16 protein-coding genes, 1 rRNA gene and 1 pseudogene are annotated in these 18,126 nt (G+C 68.3%); 3 read left to right on the forward strand and 15 right to left on the reverse strand.

Going from position 1 to position 18,126, the window contains the following annotated elements:
• Window positions 1-2: 2 nt before the first annotated feature.
• The 7 genes from NRB20_RS03835 to steA form a co-directional block, all read right to left on the reverse strand.
• Window positions 3-926, reverse strand: coding sequence for a segregation and condensation protein A (locus NRB20_RS03835; protein ID WP_406603774.1), 924 nt, complete (start codon window positions 924-926; stop codon window positions 3-5).
• Entirely contained in the window at window positions 923-1,894 is a 972-nt protein-coding gene (locus NRB20_RS03840) for a ParA family protein (RefSeq protein WP_406603775.1), read from the reverse strand. Before NRB20_RS03840 ends, NRB20_RS03835 begins: the two co-directional genes overlap by 4 nt.
• 304 nt (window positions 1,895-2,198) lie before the next feature.
• Window positions 2,199-3,125 (reverse strand): site-specific tyrosine recombinase XerD, encoded by a 927-nt coding sequence (gene xerD / locus NRB20_RS03845; RefSeq protein ID WP_319944415.1) that lies wholly within the window; start codon window positions 3,123-3,125, stop codon window positions 2,199-2,201.
• A 57-nt stretch (window positions 3,126-3,182) separates the two neighbouring features.
• Entirely contained in the window at window positions 3,183-3,860 is a 678-nt protein-coding gene (locus NRB20_RS03850; RefSeq protein ID WP_319944416.1) for an NUDIX hydrolase, read from the reverse strand.
• Window positions 3,857-5,584, reverse strand: coding sequence for a CTP synthase (locus NRB20_RS03855; protein ID WP_319944417.1), 1,728 nt, complete (start codon window positions 5,582-5,584; stop codon window positions 3,857-3,859). The genes NRB20_RS03850 and NRB20_RS03855 overlap by 4 nt, the downstream gene beginning before the upstream one ends.
• Window positions 5,585-5,781: 197 nt before the next feature.
• Complete coding sequence (locus NRB20_RS03860) at window positions 5,782-6,705, reverse strand: copper transporter (RefSeq protein ID WP_319944418.1); 924 nt, start codon at window positions 6,703-6,705, stop codon at window positions 5,782-5,784.
• Window positions 6,706-6,715: 10 nt separating this feature from the next.
• Window positions 6,716-7,936, reverse strand: a complete 1,221-nt coding sequence (steA, locus tag NRB20_RS03865) for a putative cytokinetic ring protein SteA (protein WP_153407694.1) — start codon at window positions 7,934-7,936, stop codon at window positions 6,716-6,718.
• 229 nt (window positions 7,937-8,165) lie between these two features.
• Between steA and NRB20_RS03870 the strand changes: the two genes are divergently transcribed.
• Window positions 8,166-8,588: an SRPBCC family protein gene (locus NRB20_RS03870; RefSeq protein WP_153407695.1), complete on the forward strand. Its 423-nt coding sequence runs from the start codon at window positions 8,166-8,168 to the stop codon at window positions 8,586-8,588.
• Between the two features lie 7 nt (window positions 8,589-8,595).
• Here NRB20_RS03870 and recN read toward each other — a convergent pair whose 3' ends face one another.
• From recN to NRB20_RS03890, 4 genes are read right to left on the reverse strand one after another with little or no spacing between them, the layout of a single operon-like run.
• Window positions 8,596-10,377: a DNA repair protein RecN gene (gene recN / locus NRB20_RS03875; RefSeq protein ID WP_319944419.1), complete on the reverse strand. Its 1,782-nt coding sequence runs from the start codon at window positions 10,375-10,377 to the stop codon at window positions 8,596-8,598.
• Entirely contained in the window at window positions 10,355-11,341 is a 987-nt protein-coding gene (locus NRB20_RS03880) for an NAD kinase (RefSeq protein ID WP_319944420.1), read from the reverse strand. Before NRB20_RS03880 ends, recN begins: the two co-directional genes overlap by 23 nt.
• Window positions 11,338-12,162, reverse strand: a complete 825-nt coding sequence (locus NRB20_RS03885) for a TlyA family RNA methyltransferase (protein WP_319944421.1) — start codon at window positions 12,160-12,162, stop codon at window positions 11,338-11,340. The genes NRB20_RS03880 and NRB20_RS03885 overlap by 4 nt, the downstream gene beginning before the upstream one ends.
• 1 nt (window position 12,163) lies before the next feature.
• Entirely contained in the window at window positions 12,164-12,451 is a 288-nt protein-coding gene (locus NRB20_RS03890) for a hypothetical protein (RefSeq protein ID WP_227833125.1), read from the reverse strand.
• A 48-nt stretch (window positions 12,452-12,499) separates the two neighbouring features.
• On the opposite strand from NRB20_RS03890, the gene NRB20_RS03895 reads away from it, so the two are divergent.
• Entirely contained in the window at window positions 12,500-13,276 is a 777-nt protein-coding gene (locus NRB20_RS03895) for an alpha/beta fold hydrolase (protein ID WP_153407696.1), read from the forward strand.
• A gap of 104 nt (window positions 13,277-13,380) precedes the next feature.
• Window positions 13,381-14,043 (forward strand): YdcF family protein, encoded by a 663-nt coding sequence (locus NRB20_RS03900; RefSeq protein WP_227833126.1) that lies wholly within the window; start codon window positions 13,381-13,383, stop codon window positions 14,041-14,043.
• Window positions 14,044-14,165: 122 nt separating this feature from the next.
• Here NRB20_RS03900 and NRB20_RS37475 read toward each other — a convergent pair whose 3' ends face one another.
• The 4 genes and pseudogenes from NRB20_RS37475 to rrf all read right to left on the reverse strand — a co-directional run bounded on the left by NRB20_RS37475 (window position 14,166) and on the right by rrf (window position 18,118).
• Complete coding sequence (locus NRB20_RS37475; protein ID WP_194289710.1) at window positions 14,166-14,309, reverse strand: hypothetical protein; 144 nt, start codon at window positions 14,307-14,309, stop codon at window positions 14,166-14,168.
• A gap of 303 nt (window positions 14,310-14,612) precedes the next feature.
• On the reverse strand, window positions 14,613-15,506 hold the full coding sequence (locus NRB20_RS03905) for an HAD-IIA family hydrolase (protein ID WP_319944422.1): 894 nt from the start codon (window positions 15,504-15,506) through the stop codon (window positions 14,613-14,615).
• A 476-nt stretch (window positions 15,507-15,982) separates the two neighbouring features.
• A pseudogene (locus tag NRB20_RS03910) lies at window positions 15,983-16,990 on the reverse strand (hypothetical protein); the annotation flags it as partial.
• 1,011 nt (window positions 16,991-18,001) lie between these two features.
• Window positions 18,002-18,118, reverse strand: a 5S ribosomal RNA gene (gene rrf, locus NRB20_RS03920).
• Between the last annotated feature and the right edge of the window lie 8 nt (window positions 18,119-18,126).

The raw sequence follows: 18,126 nt of genomic DNA on the forward strand, positions 1-18,126 counted from the left end.
CGTCACCCGTAATCCTCTTCAATCGTCACCGTCGGTGCGGCCTGCGCACCGTCCACCTCGCCGATCCAGCTGACCGCCAGTGGTCCCAGCGGATCGGGCTGGTCGAATTCGATCGTCTTGCCTCGATACAGCTCCAGCAGCGCCAGGAATCTCGCGACGATCTGCACCGGGACCTCGCAGTCGACGCAGATCTCGTGGAACGTGGTCCAGTTGCCCGCTCCGCGTGCCCGCAACATCTCCAGCACCAGCGCGGCCTGTTCGGCGACCGAGATCGAGTGGGCGTGCAGATGGTCCAGACCCACCTTCGGCACCGGACGTGGCCGGAACGCCGTCGCGGCGATATCGGCGAAACCGGAGGCGTCGACCCCCAGCGTAACCTCCGGCAGCAGTTGCAGGTAGCGATCCTCCAGCGACACCGCCCGCGGATAACGCCGCAGCGCCGCGGCCTCCAACTCCCCCAGCAACTCCGCGACCTGCTTGAACGCCCGATACTGCAACAGTCGCGCGAACAGCAGATCGCGGGCCTCGAGCAGTTCCAGATCCTCGGCGTCGCTCACCTCACCCGAGGGCAGCAACCGCGCGGCCTTGAGATCCAGCAGGGTCGCGGCGACGACCAGGAAATCGGTGGTCAGATCGAGGATCTTGTCCGCGCGTAAAGTCTGGTCCTGATTCAGCGTGGAGGTCAGCGCCTTGGTGTACGCGATGAATTCGTCGGTGACCCGGTGCAGCGCGACCTCGGTGACATCGAGCCGCCGCTGGCTGATCAGCTGCAACAGCAGATCGAAGGGGCCTTCGAAGTTGGTCAGGCGCAGGTGGAAAACGTTGGTTCTGTCCGGATTGTCGGTGGCCCCGGCGTTTTCAGGGCTCGGGGTGTCCGTCGCGACGGGAGCGGGTGGATCCGTAACAGTGGGCGGTTCTTCGCTCACCGGCCCGACCGGTGGATGACTTCCCGTGCCATCGCCCGATACGCTTCCGCGCCACCGGATTTCGGCGCCCAGGTGGTGATCGGTTCACCGGCCACGCTCGCGTCCGGGAAGCGCACGGTCCGGTTGATCACCGTGTCGTACACCAGATCTCCGAAGACCTCGACCACTCGGGCCATCACCTGCCGCGAGTGCAGCAACCGCGCATCGAACATGGTCACCACGATGCCGTACAGGGTCAATCGCTGGTTCAGCCGGTCCCGCACCTTGTCCACGGTGTCGGTGAGCAGGGCCAGGCCACGCAGCGAGAAGTATTCGCACTCCATCGGAATGATGACACCGTCCGCGCAGGCCAGCGCGTTGACCGTGAGCAGACCCAGCGACGGCTGACAATCGATGAGCACGTAGTCGTAGCGGTCGGTCAGCGGCGCGAGCGCGCGGCCCAGCGTCTGCTCGCGGCCGACCTCGTTGACCAGCTGGATCTCCGCGGCGGACAGATCGATGTTGCTGGGTAGCAGATCCATCCCCTCGACCTTGGTGTTCATCAGCACGTCGTCGACACCGGCGCGGCCACCGACGAGCAGGTTGTGCACGGTCAGGTCCAGATCGTGGTGCGCGACCCCCAGCCCCGCGGACAGCGCGCCCTGCGGATCCAGATCCACCAGCAGTACCTTGCGGCCGTATTCGGCCAGCGCGGCACCGAGATTGATGGTCGAGGTGGTCTTGCCGACGCCACCCTTCTGGTTACACATCGCGACGACCAGCGCGTCTCCGTGGCGGGACACCGGGGGCGGCTCCGGTATGTCGCGCAACGGGCGTCCGGTCGGTCCCACTTCCGTGCCGTCCGCCACGATATCCTTCGCCTCCCACAATGTTCGGGCCGCATGCTCTATCCGCGATCCTGATCGGTTGGATGGAAGCGGGTCGCTCGCAGCTCGCCTATGCGGTTCGCCCGCACCCGCTGTCGTCATATCCGCTGCTCCTCACAAGTCCTGCATTGCCCCGCCCAGCGTTGCGGGGCCGATCTTCATCAGGGTGTGCCGCGTCGAGCACATCTGTAGACGCTACCGCCTCGTAGCCCCTCCCCTACGGTCGGACACGCGTCCCCAACGGCCGCACATTCGAGTGCACCGATGGCATCGGACGGTTGGTGTCACGAGCCTACGGCCGTCGGGGCCGCTCCCTGCGAAGTTACCGATGTTTCTTGGGAAATCACCGGTTTCGGCGACAAGTCGGTGTGATTGCCGAGGTCGGCGCGGCCGACGAGCGACAGCGTCAGCGGGCGCGCGGGTGCGCGGTGGCCCAGACTTCGTGCAGCGTGTTGACGGTGACCAGGGTGTAGATCTGAGTGGTGGTGACCGAGGCGTGGCCCAGAAGTTCCTGTACGACACGGACATCCGCGCCGCCGTCGAGCAGGTGGGTGGCGAACGAGTGCCGCAGGGTGTGCGGGGAGACCGCCGCGAGGATGCCCGCGCGTTCGGCGGCGTCACGCAGCACCTGCCAGGCGCTCTGCCGAGAGAGTCTGCCGCCGCGCGCATTACAGAACAGCGCCGGATTTCCGGTGCCGCGCGAGGTGAGCGCGGGACGGCCGCGCACCAGGTAGGCATCGACCGCGGCCAGGGCGGGACGGCCGATCGGGACGATGCGCTGTTTACCGCCCTTGCCGCGCAACACGATCGCGCGGGCGGCGGCGTCGATATCGTCGACATCCAGATCGATCGCCTCGGAGATCCGCGCACCGGTCGAATACAGCAGCTCGAGCAACGCCCGATCCCGCAGCCCGCGCGGCCCGCCGTCGGCCGCGCCCGCACCGCCGGACGCCTCCAGCAACCGCGAAACCTGGTCGTAGGGAAGGGCTTTGGGCAGCCGACGAGCGGGCGCGGGTGGTTTCACCGCGTGCGCGACATCCCCGGCGGTGATGCCCTCCGCCGCGGCGAACCGATGCAACCCGCGCACCGCGACCAGCCCCCGCGCCGCGGAACTCGCGGCCAGCGGCGGATATCCGTGCGCACCGGCGCGCAGCGACACCGTGAAATCGCCGATATCGCTCTCACGCACCTCGGCCAGGCCGGTAATTCCCCTGTGGGTCAGGAACTCCCGATATCGGCCCAGGTCACGCCGGTAGGCGCTGAGCGTGTTGCGCGCGGCCCCGCGCTCGACCGCCAGATGGTCGAGATACGCGTCGATCTCCCGCTGCAACACGCCCACATCATTGCAGCAGGGTCCGACATCCGCGCCGCCCGAAACGCGCCCGCGGGCTCAGGCGTTCCCGGCGGCGGCCTTGCGATCCAGGAATCTGGTCGGCATACCGGGCCACGGCGCATCGGCCGGGCGCAGCTCGATACCCGTGGACCGCGCGGTCGACAACGCCAGCACACCCGCCACCGCCGTCGCGTTGACGATCTCACCGGCCAGCGCCGCCCGCACCGCGTCCTCGACGGACATCCGGACCAGTTGCAGATCGGCCTCCTCCAACTCCGGTTCGGGCCGGTCGGTGTCGTACAGGTCGGTCGCCAGATACACCCGCAGCGACTCGTCGGTGAACCCCGGCGACAACGCGACATCGACCAGGACCGCCCAGGTCCGCGCGCCCAGCCCGGTCTCCTCGGCCAGTTCCCGCCGGGCCGCGGCGAGCGGATCCTCGCCCGGCTCGTCGAGCAGCCCCGCGGGCAGTTCCAGCAGGCGGCGGCCGATCGGATGCCGGTACTGGTTGATCAGAACCAGATCACCGTTCTCGTCCAGCGCCGCGACGGCCACCGCGCCGTGATGTTCGATCACCTCGCGTTCGGCGACCCGCCCGCCGGGCATCTCGACCTGATCCAGCCGCAACGCCAGGATCGCGCCGGAATACACGATCCGGCTGGACACCGTCCGGAACTCGTGACTGCCCGGCGCACCGGCCGCAGGCACCGCTGCGGCCTGTTCGGAATCACTCACCGGGACACGCTCTCGGCGTCGTCGAGTTCCACATCGCCCTCGATCTGCACCGGAAGACGTTCGGCCGCTTTGTATTTCAGCGCCGCCCCGATCAGCGCGGCGAACAGCGGATGCGGGCGCGTGGGACGACTCTTGAGTTCGGGATGGGCCTGGGTGGCCACGAAGAACGGATGCTGATCCGCGGGCAGTTCGACGAATTCGACCAGATGCCCGTCCGGGGAGGTGCCGCTGAAACGCAGTCCGCCCTCGGCGATCTTGGCGCGGTAGGCATTGTTCACCTCGTACCGGTGCCGGTGCCGCTCGGACACCTCGGCCTGCCCGTACGCCTGCGCCACCACCGAACCCTGTTCCAGGATCGCGGGATACGCGCCCAGCCGCATGGTGCCGCCCAGATCGGCCTCACCGGCCACGGCCTGCTCCTGATCGGCCATCGTGGAGATCACCGGATGCGTGGTGTCCGGCTCGAATTCGGCGGAGTTGGCATCGGTGAGCCCGACCGCGCGCGCGGCCTCGATCACCACGCACTGCAAACCCAGACACAACCCCAGCAGCGGAATGCCGCGGGTGCGCGCGTACCGGATCGCGCCGACCTTGCCCTCGATACCGCGAATACCGAAACCGCCCGGGATCAGCACCGCGTCCACATCACCCAGATGCGCCTGCGCGCCCGCGGGGGTCTCGCACTCGTCGGACTGCACCCAGCGGATGTTCACCTTCGCCTTGCGCGCGAACCCGCCCGCGCGCAGCGCCTCGGTGACCGACAGGTAGGCGTCGGGCAGATCGACGTACTTGCCGACCAGCGCGACGGTCACCTGCTCGCGCGGGTTGTGCACGCGCTCGAGCAGATCACCCCACACGGTCCAGTCCACGTCGCGGAACGGCAGCCCCAGCCGCCGCACCACATACGCGTCCAGGCCCTCGCGGTGCAGCACCCGCGGAATGTCGTAGATCGAGGGCGCGTCCGGGGTGGAGATGCACGCGTCCACCTCGACGTCGCACATCAGCGCGATCTTGTTCTTCAGCCCCTGCGGCACCTCCCGATCGCACCGCAGCACCAGCGCGTCGGGCTGGATGCCGATATTGCGCAGCGCGGCGACCGAATGCTGGGTCGGCTTGGTCTTGAGCTCGCCCGAGGGCGCCAGATACGGCACCAGCGTGACGTGCAGGAAGAAGCAGTGGTCCCGACCGACCTCGTGCCGGATCTGCCGCGCGGCCTCGAGAAACGGCTGCGATTCGATATCCCCGACCGTGCCGCCGATCTCGGTGATCACCACATCGGGGATGTTGCCCTCGCGATCCGGAGCGCTCATCGCCAGGATGCGGGATTTGATCTCGTCGGTGATGTGCGGGATGACCTGCACGGTGTCGCCGAGGTACTCCCCGCGCCGCTCCTTGGCGATGACCGACGAATACACCTGTCCGGTGGTGACATTCGCGTCCTGGGTCAGGTTCCGGTCCAGGAAACGCTCGTAGTGGCCGACGTCCAGGTCGGTCTCCGCGCCGTCCTCGGTCACGAACACCTCGCCGTGCTGGAACGGGTTCATGGTGCCGGGATCGACATTGAGATACGGATCGAGCTTCTGCATCGTCACCCGCAGACCGCGCGAGGTGAGCAGCTGGCCGAGGCTGGAAGCCGTCAGGCCCTTACCGAGTGAGGAGGCGACGCCACCACTGACGAAGATGTGTTTGGTAGCCGTTCGCGACGGAATCCGTGATTGCACCACGGGTCTTCACGTTAACACGGAAAAGGCCCGTGAATCGAATGCCACGCGCAGTAGCCGGGTAGTGGCTGGCCGGTGATTCCGCATGCCGCCGACCCGTCGCGAACCTCCCCAGCAGCATCCCGACCCCGGACGCGAAACACTGCTGCGAATGTGCCCGTACCCCATATGTGATCACCGGCACCGCCGCGGGTCCGCGGCTACGGCAGCGCGGCGACGGTCAGCGAACTGGCCCGGGCGCCGGTGCCGTACCGCCCGGTCAGGCCCTTGAGCTGTTCACTCAGGCCGAGAGCCGTTGTCACCCGGCCGATTTCGTGATCGACGTTGTCGACCGTGGTCACCGAACCGGCCAGCGGTCCGTCCGAGCGCACCACCGCGATCGGGCCCGAGTCGTCGGCGGATCCGGCCCGGCCCGCCAGCACCGTACCCGCGCCCCGTCCCCGCAATGCGCCCGCGAATTTCGCGATGATCGAACCCCGGTCGTCCTGCGCGGCCTGCGCGCCGTCACCGGTCACCACGACGGCCAGTTGGGCGGGCTGCACGTCACCGAAGGTGAGGAAACCGCCGCTGCGCAGGGTGTTCAGGATCAACGAGCGTTCCTGGGCGGTGGCGCGCAGATGCCCGTCGGCGGGATCGGTGAGCAGCGCCAGCCCGAGCAGATCACCGGCCAGGCTGCCCTGATCGACCGAGGCGGTCTGCAACTGTGCCCCGGCGGGGATCATATTCGTCACCGCGGTGCGCAGCCGATCGCCCTGACCGGAGTCGACGAACGGATTGGTCAGCGCGATGGTGCCGGTGACCTTCGCACCCGCGCTGGTCAGCGCCTTGCCGACCGCCTCGACGTCACCGTGATCGGCATCGGGCGTGGTGAACAGCAAGACGCTGTGCCCGGCGAGCGTCCCGCCGAGCAGCCGTCCCTGCGCACCGGCCAGGAAGGCGTCCGAGGCGGTGAGTTGACCACCGAGCCGGGCGTTCTGCGTGGTCAACGTGTCCAGCTTGGCCTGCTGTCCGTGATCCGGGCGCAGCGCGGTCAGCACCCCCGAATGCGAACCGAACACCATCCCGATCGCCAGTGCGAGGAAGATCCCCGCGATCGAGACGGCATGCTGACGTAACGAAATCACTTGTCCCCCTTCAGCGTTGCCGATGCAGCAAGTTCGATAGGTCGTGCGCGACGCCCCGGGCCTGATGCCACACCGACGCCGCCCAGTTCAGCGCCTCCCCGCCCAGATGCGAGGCCAGCACCGCGACGATGAGCGCGACCAGGGCCGCGAGCACCACCAGCGCCACCGCCCACCCCGAGGCGCTGCGCCGATAGAGCGTGGCCACGGCCTTGGCGTCCATCAATTTCGGACCGGTTTTGAGCCGGGTCAGGAAGGTCGCCGGATTGGATTCGCGGCGGCTGCGATCGAAGAAGTCGTCCAGCGAGGCGGCCGCGCCGCAGGTGATGATCAGCGCCGCGCCGTGATGGTCGGCCAGCAGCAGCGCCAGATCCGCCGCCGATCCCGAGGACGGGAACGTGGTCGCGCCGATGCCCAGATCCTGGATGCGGTCCAGACCCTTGGCGTGTCCGTCGGTGTCGGCGGGCAGGATCACCTCGGCGCCGGATTTGAGGGTGGTGGCGGTGATCTCCTCCGGATCGCCGACGATCAGATCGGGCCGGTAACCGCAGCGCGCCAGGGTGTCCGCGCCGCGCCCGACGCCGACCAGGATCGGCGCGTACTCCTTGATGAACGGTTTGAGCGCCCGCAGATCGTCGCGGTGATCCGGGCCGTCGGCCACCACCACGACGTGCCGGTTGCGCATGTCCAGACTCAGTTCCGGGACGCCGAAACCGTCGATCAGCAGCGCACTCTCGGTACGGATGAATTCGATCGTGTTGCCCGAGAACGCCTCCAGATGATCGGCCAGGCCGTTGCGCGCGGCGATCATGCGTTCGCCGATACTGGATTCGGTGAGTTCGATCCCCTCGACCAGCACCTCGGGTTCCTTGCGGGTGAGCCGGTCGGCGTAGACGACGCCGCCATCGATGCGGACCCGCGCTCCGTCCTTGATCTTGGCGAAGACGTCGTTGGAGACCGCGTCCAGCAACACGATTCCGTTGGCGACCAACACCTCCGGTCCCAGATTCGGATAGCGTCCGGAGATCGACGGCGAGGCGTTGATCACCGCCGTTACTCCCGCCTCGACGAGCCGGTCGGCGGTGAGCCGGTCCAGGTCCATCTCGTCGAGCACCACCACATCGCCGGGTCCCACTCGTTTGAGCAGACGCCGGGTGTTGCGGTCGACGCGCGCCAGACCGGTGCGGCCCGGCAGCAGTTCGTTGTTCTTCGACAACAGCGCCAGCATCTTCATGGCAACCGATACTGACCGCAAACTCTCAACCATTGGTGGAGGCGCGCCGCATTCACTATCACATTCGTTACCGCGACGCCAATGACACTTCGCATGCCCGCGAGATCCGGAATGATCCCGGACGATCCGGTATGGATATGCTGTGTGCGCGGCACATGACTGAGACTCGTTGTCACAGAAAATATGCCGCGCCGCCGCGCCCGCCCAGCATCTCGAGGAGATTCCGCCCATGGCCAGCACCACGATCGACACGGTGATCGCCGCGCCCCGCGACGTCGTCTACAAACTCTTCACCGAACGCGACAGCCTCAACGGCCATCTGCCGATCCGGTTCACATTGAAGAAGCCCGGCGACACCGATCGCACCGGCGTCGGCGCGCAGTTCCTGGTCGGCCTCGGCGGCGTCGGCATCACCGAGGAGACCACCGCACTGGTTCCCGGTGAGCGCATGGAGTACAAGGTCGTCGCCGGCGCCCCGGTCCGCCGCCACATCGGCGTCATCACCTTCGCCGACGCCCCCGGCGGCACCCTGGTCAGCTACCGCATGGAGTCCGAGCCGAAGATCCCGGTCCCGGACCGCATCACCGAACTCGCCCTGCGCGGCCTGATCAACCCGTTCCTGTCCGCGGCCAAGAAAGCGGTCGCGAAGTAGTCGCCCCTCAGCTGGCCGCCGGTGTCGCGCTCCGCTTTTCGGCGTTGGCGGTGGCCAGCAGTTCCTCCGCGTGAGCTCGGCCGGTCTCGGTGTCGTCGAGACCGGCCAGCATGCGCGCCAGTTCCTTGACGCGCTCGTCGTCGGTCAACGCGCGCACCCCGCTGTTGACGCCCTTGCCGTCGTCGACCTTGTCCACCACCAGATGGGTGTCCGCGAACGCGGCCACCTGCGGCAGGTGGGTCACCACGATCACCTGATGGGTGCGTGCCAACCGCGCCAGACGACGGCCGATCTCCACCGCGGCACGTCCACCCACACCCGCGTCGACCTCGTCGAAAACCATGGTGCTGCCGTGTTCGGACCGGGCCAGCACCACCTCCAGCGCCAGCATCACCCGGGACAGCTCACCCCCGGAAGCACTGCGGCTCAACGGCAACGACTGCGCCCCCGAATGCGCCGACAACCGGAACTCCACCTCGTCCACACCGCTGGACCCGGCGTGTAATTCCTTGCCGCCCACCGTGAGCGGCGCGGAATCCTGCGCACCGGCGGGCATCTGACGCACCTGCACCTCGAGTTTCGCCCGGCCCATCGCCAGCCCGCCCAGTTCGGTGCTCACCGCGGCGGCCAGCTTCTTCGCCGACTTGCCGCGCGCGGCGGTGAGTTTGCGCGCGGCCTCGCGCACCTCGTCGGCCGCGGCCTCGACCTCCTTGGCCAACGTCGCCAACGCGCCCTCGGACACGTCCAGCGAATCCAGCCGCCCGCGCGCGTCCGCCGCCCACGCCAGCACGCCGTCGATATCGGGCGCGTATTTCCTTGTCAGCGTTTTCAATTCGGCCTGCCGGTTCAGCAGCGAATCCAGCGCGTTCGGATCCGACGGCAGATCGGACAGGTAACCGCTGAGTTCGGTGGTCAGATCCACCACGACCGAGATCGCGTCACCCAGGCGCGGGGCCAGATCGCTCAGCGCCGGATCCTGCGCGGACTCCAGCCGCGCGCGGGCCGCGCCCAGCAACTCCAGCACGCCCGAACTCTCGCCGGGCGCGTCGTCCGGGCCGGCCAGAGCGTCGTGCGCCCCGACCGCGGCCTCGCGCAGCGAATCCAGATCCGACAGCCGGCGCACCTCCGCGACGATGCGCTCGTCCTCACCGGATTCCGGTGCCAGCGCGTCGATCTCGTCCAGCGAATGCTTCAGCCGATCGGCCTCGAGCGCGAGTTCACGACTGCGCGCGGTGCGTTCGAGCAGCTCGTTCCGGGCCTGCAACCAGGTGCGGCGCGCCAGCCGGTACTTGCGCAGCAGGTTCGCGACCGAATCGCCCGCGAACTGATCCAACGCCTGCAACTGCTGATCGGGCCGCTGCAACCGCAACTGATCGTTCTGACCGTGCACCGTCAACAGCGGCGCGGTGAAATCCCCCAGCACCGCCGCGGGCACGCTGCGCCCACCCAGATGCGCGCGCGAACGTCCGTCGCTGCCGACCGTGCGGACCGCGATGACGCTGTCGTCGTCATCGCGTTGTGCCCCGGTCGATTCCAGCACCTTCTCGACCTCGTCGCGGGCGGCGTCGTGCACCTCCTCGACGGTGAACCGGCCCTCCACGACCGCCCGGGTCGCACCCCGGCGCACCCGTCCGGCATCCGCGCGCGCACCGCTGAGCAGATGCAGGCTCGTCACCACCATCGTCTTACCCGCGCCGGTCTCACCGGTCAGACAGGTCAACCCCGCGTGGAATTGCGCTGTGGCGGTGGATATGACGCCGAGACCGTCAATCCGTATCTCTGTCAGCACTCGTGCTCTCCGTTCGGCGGTGTTCGCTTTCGCCCGAGCGGGTGCGCTCCGGCCGCCGTCCTCGCCATCCTGTCACCGGCAACTGGAATTTGCGCACCATCCGGTCGGTGAACGGCGCGGAATCCAGCCGCACCCACCGCACCGGCTCATCCCCGCGCACTGCCTCGAAACGCGCGCCGCGCGGCAGCGCCAGGGTGCGGCGGCCGTCCAGGAATACCACCGCATCATGTCCTGTCGCAACGGTTTCCACCGCGATCCGGGACTCCGGGCTGGTCACCAGCGGGCGGGCGAACAACGCGTGCGCATTGCTCGGAATCACCAGCAGCGCCTCGAGTTCCGGCCACACCACCGGGCCGCCGGCGGAGAAGGCGTAGGCCGTGGATCCGGTCGGGGTCGCGATCAGCACCCCGTCGCACCCGAATTGCGAGACCGGACGCCCGTCGACCTCCAGCACCAGTTCCAGCACGCCCATCCGGACGGCGTTCTCGATACTGGCCTCGTTCAGGGCCCAGCCGCGCTCCACCACCACATCATCGACGCGGACACTGACATCTATCGTCATCCGCTGCTCGAGGCGGTAATCGCCGTGCACCACCTGCGCGAGCGCCTCGTCGATGTGCTCGGCCTCGGCCTCGGTGAGAAATCCGATGCGGCCCAGGTTGATTCCCAGCACCGGCACCCGCGCCGGACGCGCCATCTCCGCCGCGCGCAGGAAGGTCCCGTCGCCGCCGAGGGCCAGCACCATCTCGCAGCCCACCGCCGCGTCGGGCCCGTGCGGCACCGCCCGCACCGGGTAGCCGTCCGGCTCACCGGTCTCGTCGCAGTCCAGGCGCGTGCTGTACGCCTCGTCGGCCAGCACCCGCAACCCGATCCCCGCGTCGGAGAAGATCTTCGCCACCCGATGCGCGGTCTCGGTGAGTTCGGCACGGCCGGGATGCGCGACCAGCAGAATCTCCCGGTTCACTGTGGGCCCTCCTCCACCGCGCGCTGCACCAGCGCAGTCACATCCACCTCTGTATCGCCTGTTTCGCCGTCCTCCCGGCGCAACCACAGGAAGTACTCGACATTGCCGGACGGTCCGGGCAGCGGGCTGGCCACCACACCGCGAGTGCGCAGCCCGAGTCCGGCGGCCGCCGCGGCCACCTCCCGCACCGATTCGGCGCGCAACGCGGGGTCCCGCACCACACCGCCGGAGCCTACTCGGTCCTTACCGACCTCGAACTGTGGCTTGACCATCGGCAGCAGGTCCGCGCCCGGCAGACAGCACTGCGCCAGCGCGGGCAGTACCAGACCCAACGAGATGAACGACAGATCCGCGACGACCAGTTCGACGGGCCCGTCGATCGCGTCCGGGGTGAGGGCGCGCACGTTGGTGCGGTCGAACACCCGCACCCGCTCGTCGGTCTGCAAGCGCCACACCAACTGTCCGTAACCGACGTCCACCGCGGCCACCTCCCGCGCACCCCGGCTCAGGAGCACATCGGTGAATCCACCGGTCGACGCACCAGCGTCGAGGCAGCGTCGCCCCGCGACGCTCAAACCGCCCGGTTCGAACGCCTCGAGCGCGCCGAGCAACTTGTGCGCGCCACGCGAGGCCCACCGCACCTCGTCCGGTTCCTCCCGCACCAGCAGCGGCGTCCCCGTCTCCACGGCCGTCGCCGGTTTCGATGCCACCGCGCCGTTGATCAACACCCGCCCCGCACCGATCAACTCGACCGCATGCTCCCGCGAACGTGCCAATCCACGGCGAACCAGTTCCGCGTCCACCCGAGCCCGCTTGGCCACCTCAGATCTTGTCCACCGTCGTCAGAGCCTGGACCAGCACATCGTGCGCCTGCTCCAGAATGCGCGCGCGCCGCGTGATCTCCGCCCCGGCCCCCGCCGATTCCGCTGCGGCAGAACCGGTTTCCCGCGTTCCGGCCCGCAGTTCGAACATCAGCTCATCGATCCGCGCACGCACCACCGCGGGATCGGCGAAACCCGCCGGATCGGCCCCCGACAGATGATGACCGGGCAACGGAACCCCCGGACGGGGCCCGTTCGGGCCCGGCATAGGCGACATCGGCGTAGTCATGGTGCCGACAACGCTACCGCACCACCTCCCGGGCGGTAGCCTCCGAAGATGCGGATCCAGGCGGGCCGGGTGAGCGTCCATTACGTGGAACACGGGACCGGTCGCCCCGCGCTGATACTGCACGGAGCTCGGGTGGACCATCACGAGGTCGAGGCGTGCTTCGAACCGATTCTCGAGGACGTCGCCGGGCTGCGGCGGATTTATCCCGACCTCCCCGGAATGGGCCGGACGATCGCTCCCGAGACGATGCGTTGCGCCGACGACGTCCTCGACACGCTGCTCCGCTTCGCCGACGAGATGTTCGGCGAAACCGCGTACCTGCTCGTCGGCCATTCGGCGGGCGCGTACTACGCGCGGGCCATGGCCGCGAAGCGACCGGCGCGGGTTCTCGGTCTGGCACTCGTCTGCCCGTTGCTGACGGCACTGCGTGACATTCCGGAACACCGGGTCGTCGCCGGATCGGGCGAGATCGGCGACGACATCTTCCGCGGCTACTTCGTCATTCAAACCCCGGAGATGCTCGAACGATACGAGCGTCACATCGCCCCGGCCGCCGCGCTCGTCGACGAGACGGCGTTCGAACGAATCGGCCGGCAGTGGGCCCTGGCCGTCGACCGCGAGCCTGCCTACCCGGGTCCGACGGTAATCGTGGCGGGGCGGCTCGACTCGACCGTCGGATACGCCGCAGCCACCGACCTGCTCGACCACTACCCCCACGCATCGCTCGCCGTCCTCGACGCCGCGGGACACGCCCTGCCCCACGAACAACCAGAGCTGCTGCGCGCACTCCTCACCGAGTGGCTCGCACGTATCGAACGCGGCTGACAACCGGCCCGAGACACCGCCCGCGCTGATGCGGCTCCCCGCTACACCGGCGCGACGTCGCCAGGATGAGCCGCGCGGGCACACGTTGTTGGCACAATGGCCCCATGCGAACCAAGGGAGTGGGCGCTGTCGCGGGGTGGGCCATCGCGCTCGGGGCGGCGATCGTCAGCGGATCGGAGTGGATGCACCGCAGTGCCACACGCCGATACCTCGGCGCTCAACCCGACAGTGGACACGGCACCCACGCGCTCGTGGTGCTGGGATTCCCGGCCCGCGCCGACGGCTCCACCCACCCGCTACAACGCTGGCGCTGCCGGATCGCGGCGCGGTCGATGACACCCGGCGCGCTCGTGATCTTCTCCGGCGCGGCCGTCGTCGGCCCGTGGGTCGAGGCCGAGGTGATGGCCCGGTACGCGCGCGAGCATCTCGGCATCCCGGCCGAATCCATCCGCACCGAGACCGAAGCCGAAAACACCTGGCAGAACATCGAATTCACGATTCCGCTGATCGAGCACGCCGACCGCGTCACCATCGTCTCCTCCCCCATGCACGCCGCCCGCGCCCGCCGCTACCTACATCTGCAGCGCCCCGACCTCGCCGCCCGCCTGATCCCCGCGGACGACTACCGCCCGTTCGAAGCGTGGTGGCTCAAGACCCCGACCGCCGCGCACGAACTCGCCGCCATAGCCCGCCGCCGGGCGGGCCGCATCGTGGTCCGCGTCCTGGGCGAACTCGACCTCCAGCGAGCCGATCCCCGCCTGTCCTGAACCGCCCGCACGATATCGGGCGCACTCCCCGGAAACAGAAAAAGGCGATGGCTCCTCGAGTGTCCATCCGCATGTGGCGGACGGAGAACACCCGAGAAACTCATCGCCGGTGCCGAATGCCGCTAACGCACCGGGCTGCCGATGGAGGCACTGATCACCGCGAGCGGGCTGTTCGCCAAATGCAGATTCCGCCGTTCCTCACGAGTGAGGATGTAGCGGGCACGCAGGCGCCGCACCGAGTCGCTGACAAAACTGATGTAGGCCATGATCGACCCTCATTTCCTTCTGCGTAGTTGAACAGAAGATTAACTGTACATGGACAGACGTGAAAACCGAAACATGTTCCCCAGGTCGTCGTCTGTTTATCGTTGGTCACGGGTGAATTACGTCGATCGAGAACCGGCACGAGGGCCGGTATCGGTCGGCCGGTGAAGCCCACGCGCATCGGACCGCACCAAGGATTCGGACGCGTCGAACACCTCCGTCGCGTGATCGCAAAGAGCGTGTCCGCTCTGCGGGTCGTGGATCCTCTGGAGCTACGGTGACGCCGCGGTTTTCGGGCGTGCGGATTACGGGACGATCGGGATGGCCCTGCCGGGATTACGGCGCAGGCTTTCGTCGAGCCGGACGGCCAGGTCGCCATCGCCATATCGAACCGGATCATCCTGTAGCACAGGATAATTCAGCGCATCCAAGCTATCGGACACATACGTCGGGAGACCGTCGGCGGACCGCGCGCCGAGATCGGCGAGAGTGCTGACGCCGGTGAGGACGAGCAACGATTCCAGGCCCACGCACAGCGCGCCATCGATATCGGTGTCGAGACGATCACCGACCATCAGAGCCGACCGCGTGCCCGCGCGAGTGAGGGCATCCTCCACCAGGGGCGCGTACGGCTTACCCGCGACGATCGGCTCGGTGTCGGTGGCGGTCCGCAGCGCGGCCACCAACGCACCGTTTCCCGGAGCCAGACCGCGCTCTGTGGGCAATGTCGCATCGGTGTTCGCGGCGACCCACAGCGCACCGGACCGCACCGCATACGCGGCCTCGGCCAGATCCGGCCACGCGATCTGCGGCGAATACCCCTGCACGACCGCGGCGGGCACTTCCCCATCGAACCGTCGCATCGGACGCAACCCGACATGATCGACCTCCGCGGCCAGATCATCCGCGCCCACGACGAGCACGCTCGCTCCCCGCGGCAGCCGATCGGCCAGCAGATGAGCTGCGGCCTGGGCACTGGTCACCACCTGATCCGCGGCGGCGCCGAACCCCAACTCGCTCAGATGCGCGGCCACCGCCGCCGCCGACCGGCTCGCGTTGTTCGTGACATACATCAGCGCCTGCGCCGACTCCGCTCCCGAAAGCGCCTCGGGCGCACCGGGAATCACCGCATGTCCCCGATACAACGTCCCGTCCAGATCCAGCAGCAGCGCGTCGAACCGATCCCGCAGCCTCGTCACGAAACTCGCACCACCTTCATCCACACCGATACGCCCGCGCCGGACCGTCACCCGGACCGCCCGAGCCTACTTCGTCCACACACGCGCGAGCCCGAACAACCCCCGAACAACTCATACCGCCCCAACCTCACGGCAGCACTACAAATGCGATCCCACCCGAATCCTCGCCGCCGTCGCACAACGCAACACGACCGAGGCACCAAGGCACCAAGGCACCAAGGCACCAAGGCACCAAGGCACCAAGGCACCAAGGCACCAAGGCACCAAGGCACCAAGGCACCAAGGCACCAAGGAGGGTCTCATCAGTTGCTCGACGCCGCTACCTGTTCACGGGAACGGCGTTGTATTCGCGGGATTCAGTGGTGGTCGTCGTCCTCGGCGGGTTTCGCCGTGGATTCGTCGGGTTTCGCCGTGGAATCCTCGTCACTGTCGCGGCCGACGCCGCCCGGGACGATCTCGCCTTCGTCATCCTCGTATTCCGCGGCGGCAAGCTCTTCGGCGCGTTCCTCCGCGTCGGTATCGCCCTCGACATCCGCAGAGGCGGCGTTCAGGAACCACTTCAGGGCCTCGTCCGCGCGGTCGGCGGCCAACAGCGCCTCGGCGTACGCGTAGAACAGCCGGGCCGAGGCAGGGCCGATGCGGGCCGGGTCCAGTTCCGGGGTCTGCAAGGTCACCACGGCCTGGTCGAACTGGCCCAGGTCCATCCGGGCACCGGCGACCACGATCCGCAGTTCGGTCGCCTCGTCGGCCGTCAACTGCTGAGCCTCGTCGCTGCGGCCGAGTTCGATCGCCCGCTCCGGCCGGCCGAGGCCGCGTTCGCAATCGGCCATCACCGCGAGCAGACCGGCACCACCGGACATCCGGCGCGCGGTACGCAGTTCCGACAGCGCCTCGGCCCATTCACCCGCGTGATACGCGATCACACCGGCGGTCTCCCGAACCACCGCGATCCGCCCGGCACGCTGCCGCGCCGCACGAGCATGTTCGAGCGCCAGCTCCGGTTCGTCCTCGATCAGCCGCGCGGCCATCACGAGATGACGGGCGACGGTCTCGGCATTGCCCTTGTCGAGACTCAGCAGATCGCGCCGAACCCCCGAATCCAGGTCACTGGCCTGCACGTCCTCGGGGAGCACCGGCTCCTCCGGACGCGGCGGCCGACGATCGGCACTGCGCCCACCCGAGACGGACTGCGCGCCTTCCCCACCGCGACGACGATCCGAGCCGAACCCCCGGTCCGCACCGGGCCGCTGGCCGCCCTCATCGTCGCGGCGGAAGCCACCACCCTGCCCACGTCCACGGTCGCCGCCCTGCGGCCGATCCGAATCGCGCCGCGACTCCGGCCGCCCACGATCATCCTCGAAGGAACGCGCAGGTCCCCGACGATCACCCCGCCCGGGCCCACGGTCGTAACTACCCGGCCGGTCACCCTCCCGGCGCGGCCCCCCACCCTGCCGGTCGGGACGCCGCGCGTCATCGCGCCCGGAACCACCGCGATAGCCACCAGCCGAACGATCCCGGTCCCGACGATCATCACGCCCACCTCCACCCGGCCGACCGGAATCACGCTGATCCCCGCCCCGACCGAAGCCCCCGCGATCGCTCCGCCCCTCGCGATCGGATCCCCGCCGGAAGTCGCCACCCCGATCATCGGAACCCGAATCCCCACGGCGAAAACCACTTTGATCGCCACGATCGGAACCACCCCGCCGGAAACCGCCTTGGTCACCGCGATCGGAACCGCCACGACGAAAACCACCGCGATCATCGGAATCGTTACGTCGGAAGCCACCACGGTCGTCGGAATCGTTACGTCGGAAGCCACCACGATCGTTGGAATCGGAATCGCCCCGCCGGGAACCACCGCGATCGTTGGAATCGGATCCACCGCGACGGAAACCACCACGGTCATCGGAATCGGATCCACCGCGGCGAAAACCACCCCGGTCGCCACGATCCGAACCACCACGGCGGAAACCACCACGATCGTCCTGGTCCGGTCCGCTGCGCCGGAAGCCGCTACGATCGCCACCGTCTCGACCGCCTGAATTACCGCGATCCGCACCGCCGGTGCGATCGCGGAAGCCACCGCGATTCTGGTCGTACGGACGATCGGAGCCGGTGCGGCCGGAGTCGCCGCGATCGGAACCCGAACGCCGGAATCCGCCGCCGGACCGACGATCGTCACCGCGCCCGGCGTCGTCGCGGCCCTCGCGTGGCGGGTACGACCGGCCTTCGTCGCGCCGCTCACCGTCGGCTCCCTGGCCACCGCCATTGCGGCGGAACGGTTTACGACCGTCGTTCTGCTCCGACACGGTGGTCCCTTTCTCCGAACTCTGCTCGTACCCGGCCGCGGCGCACGGACCGACGTGCGACCTGCGGAAGCGACCCGCACGGTTCAAATTGAATCATGTACGGGTGACACCCCGACCACGCGGCACAGGGTTGCAAACGCAAAGAAGGGGACCCAAGACTGGGTCCCCTTCTCGCAAAGGATGTTCCGGCGGTGTCCTACTCTCCCACACCCTGTCGAGTGCAGTACCATCGGCGCAGGTGGCCTTAGCTTCCGGGTTCGGAATGGGACCGGGCGTTTCCCCACCGCTATAGCCGCCGTAACTCTATG

This window comes from Nocardia macrotermitis, from assembly GCF_009604405.1.
Classification (GTDB): domain Bacteria; phylum Actinomycetota; class Actinomycetes; order Mycobacteriales; family Mycobacteriaceae; genus Nocardia; species Nocardia macrotermitis.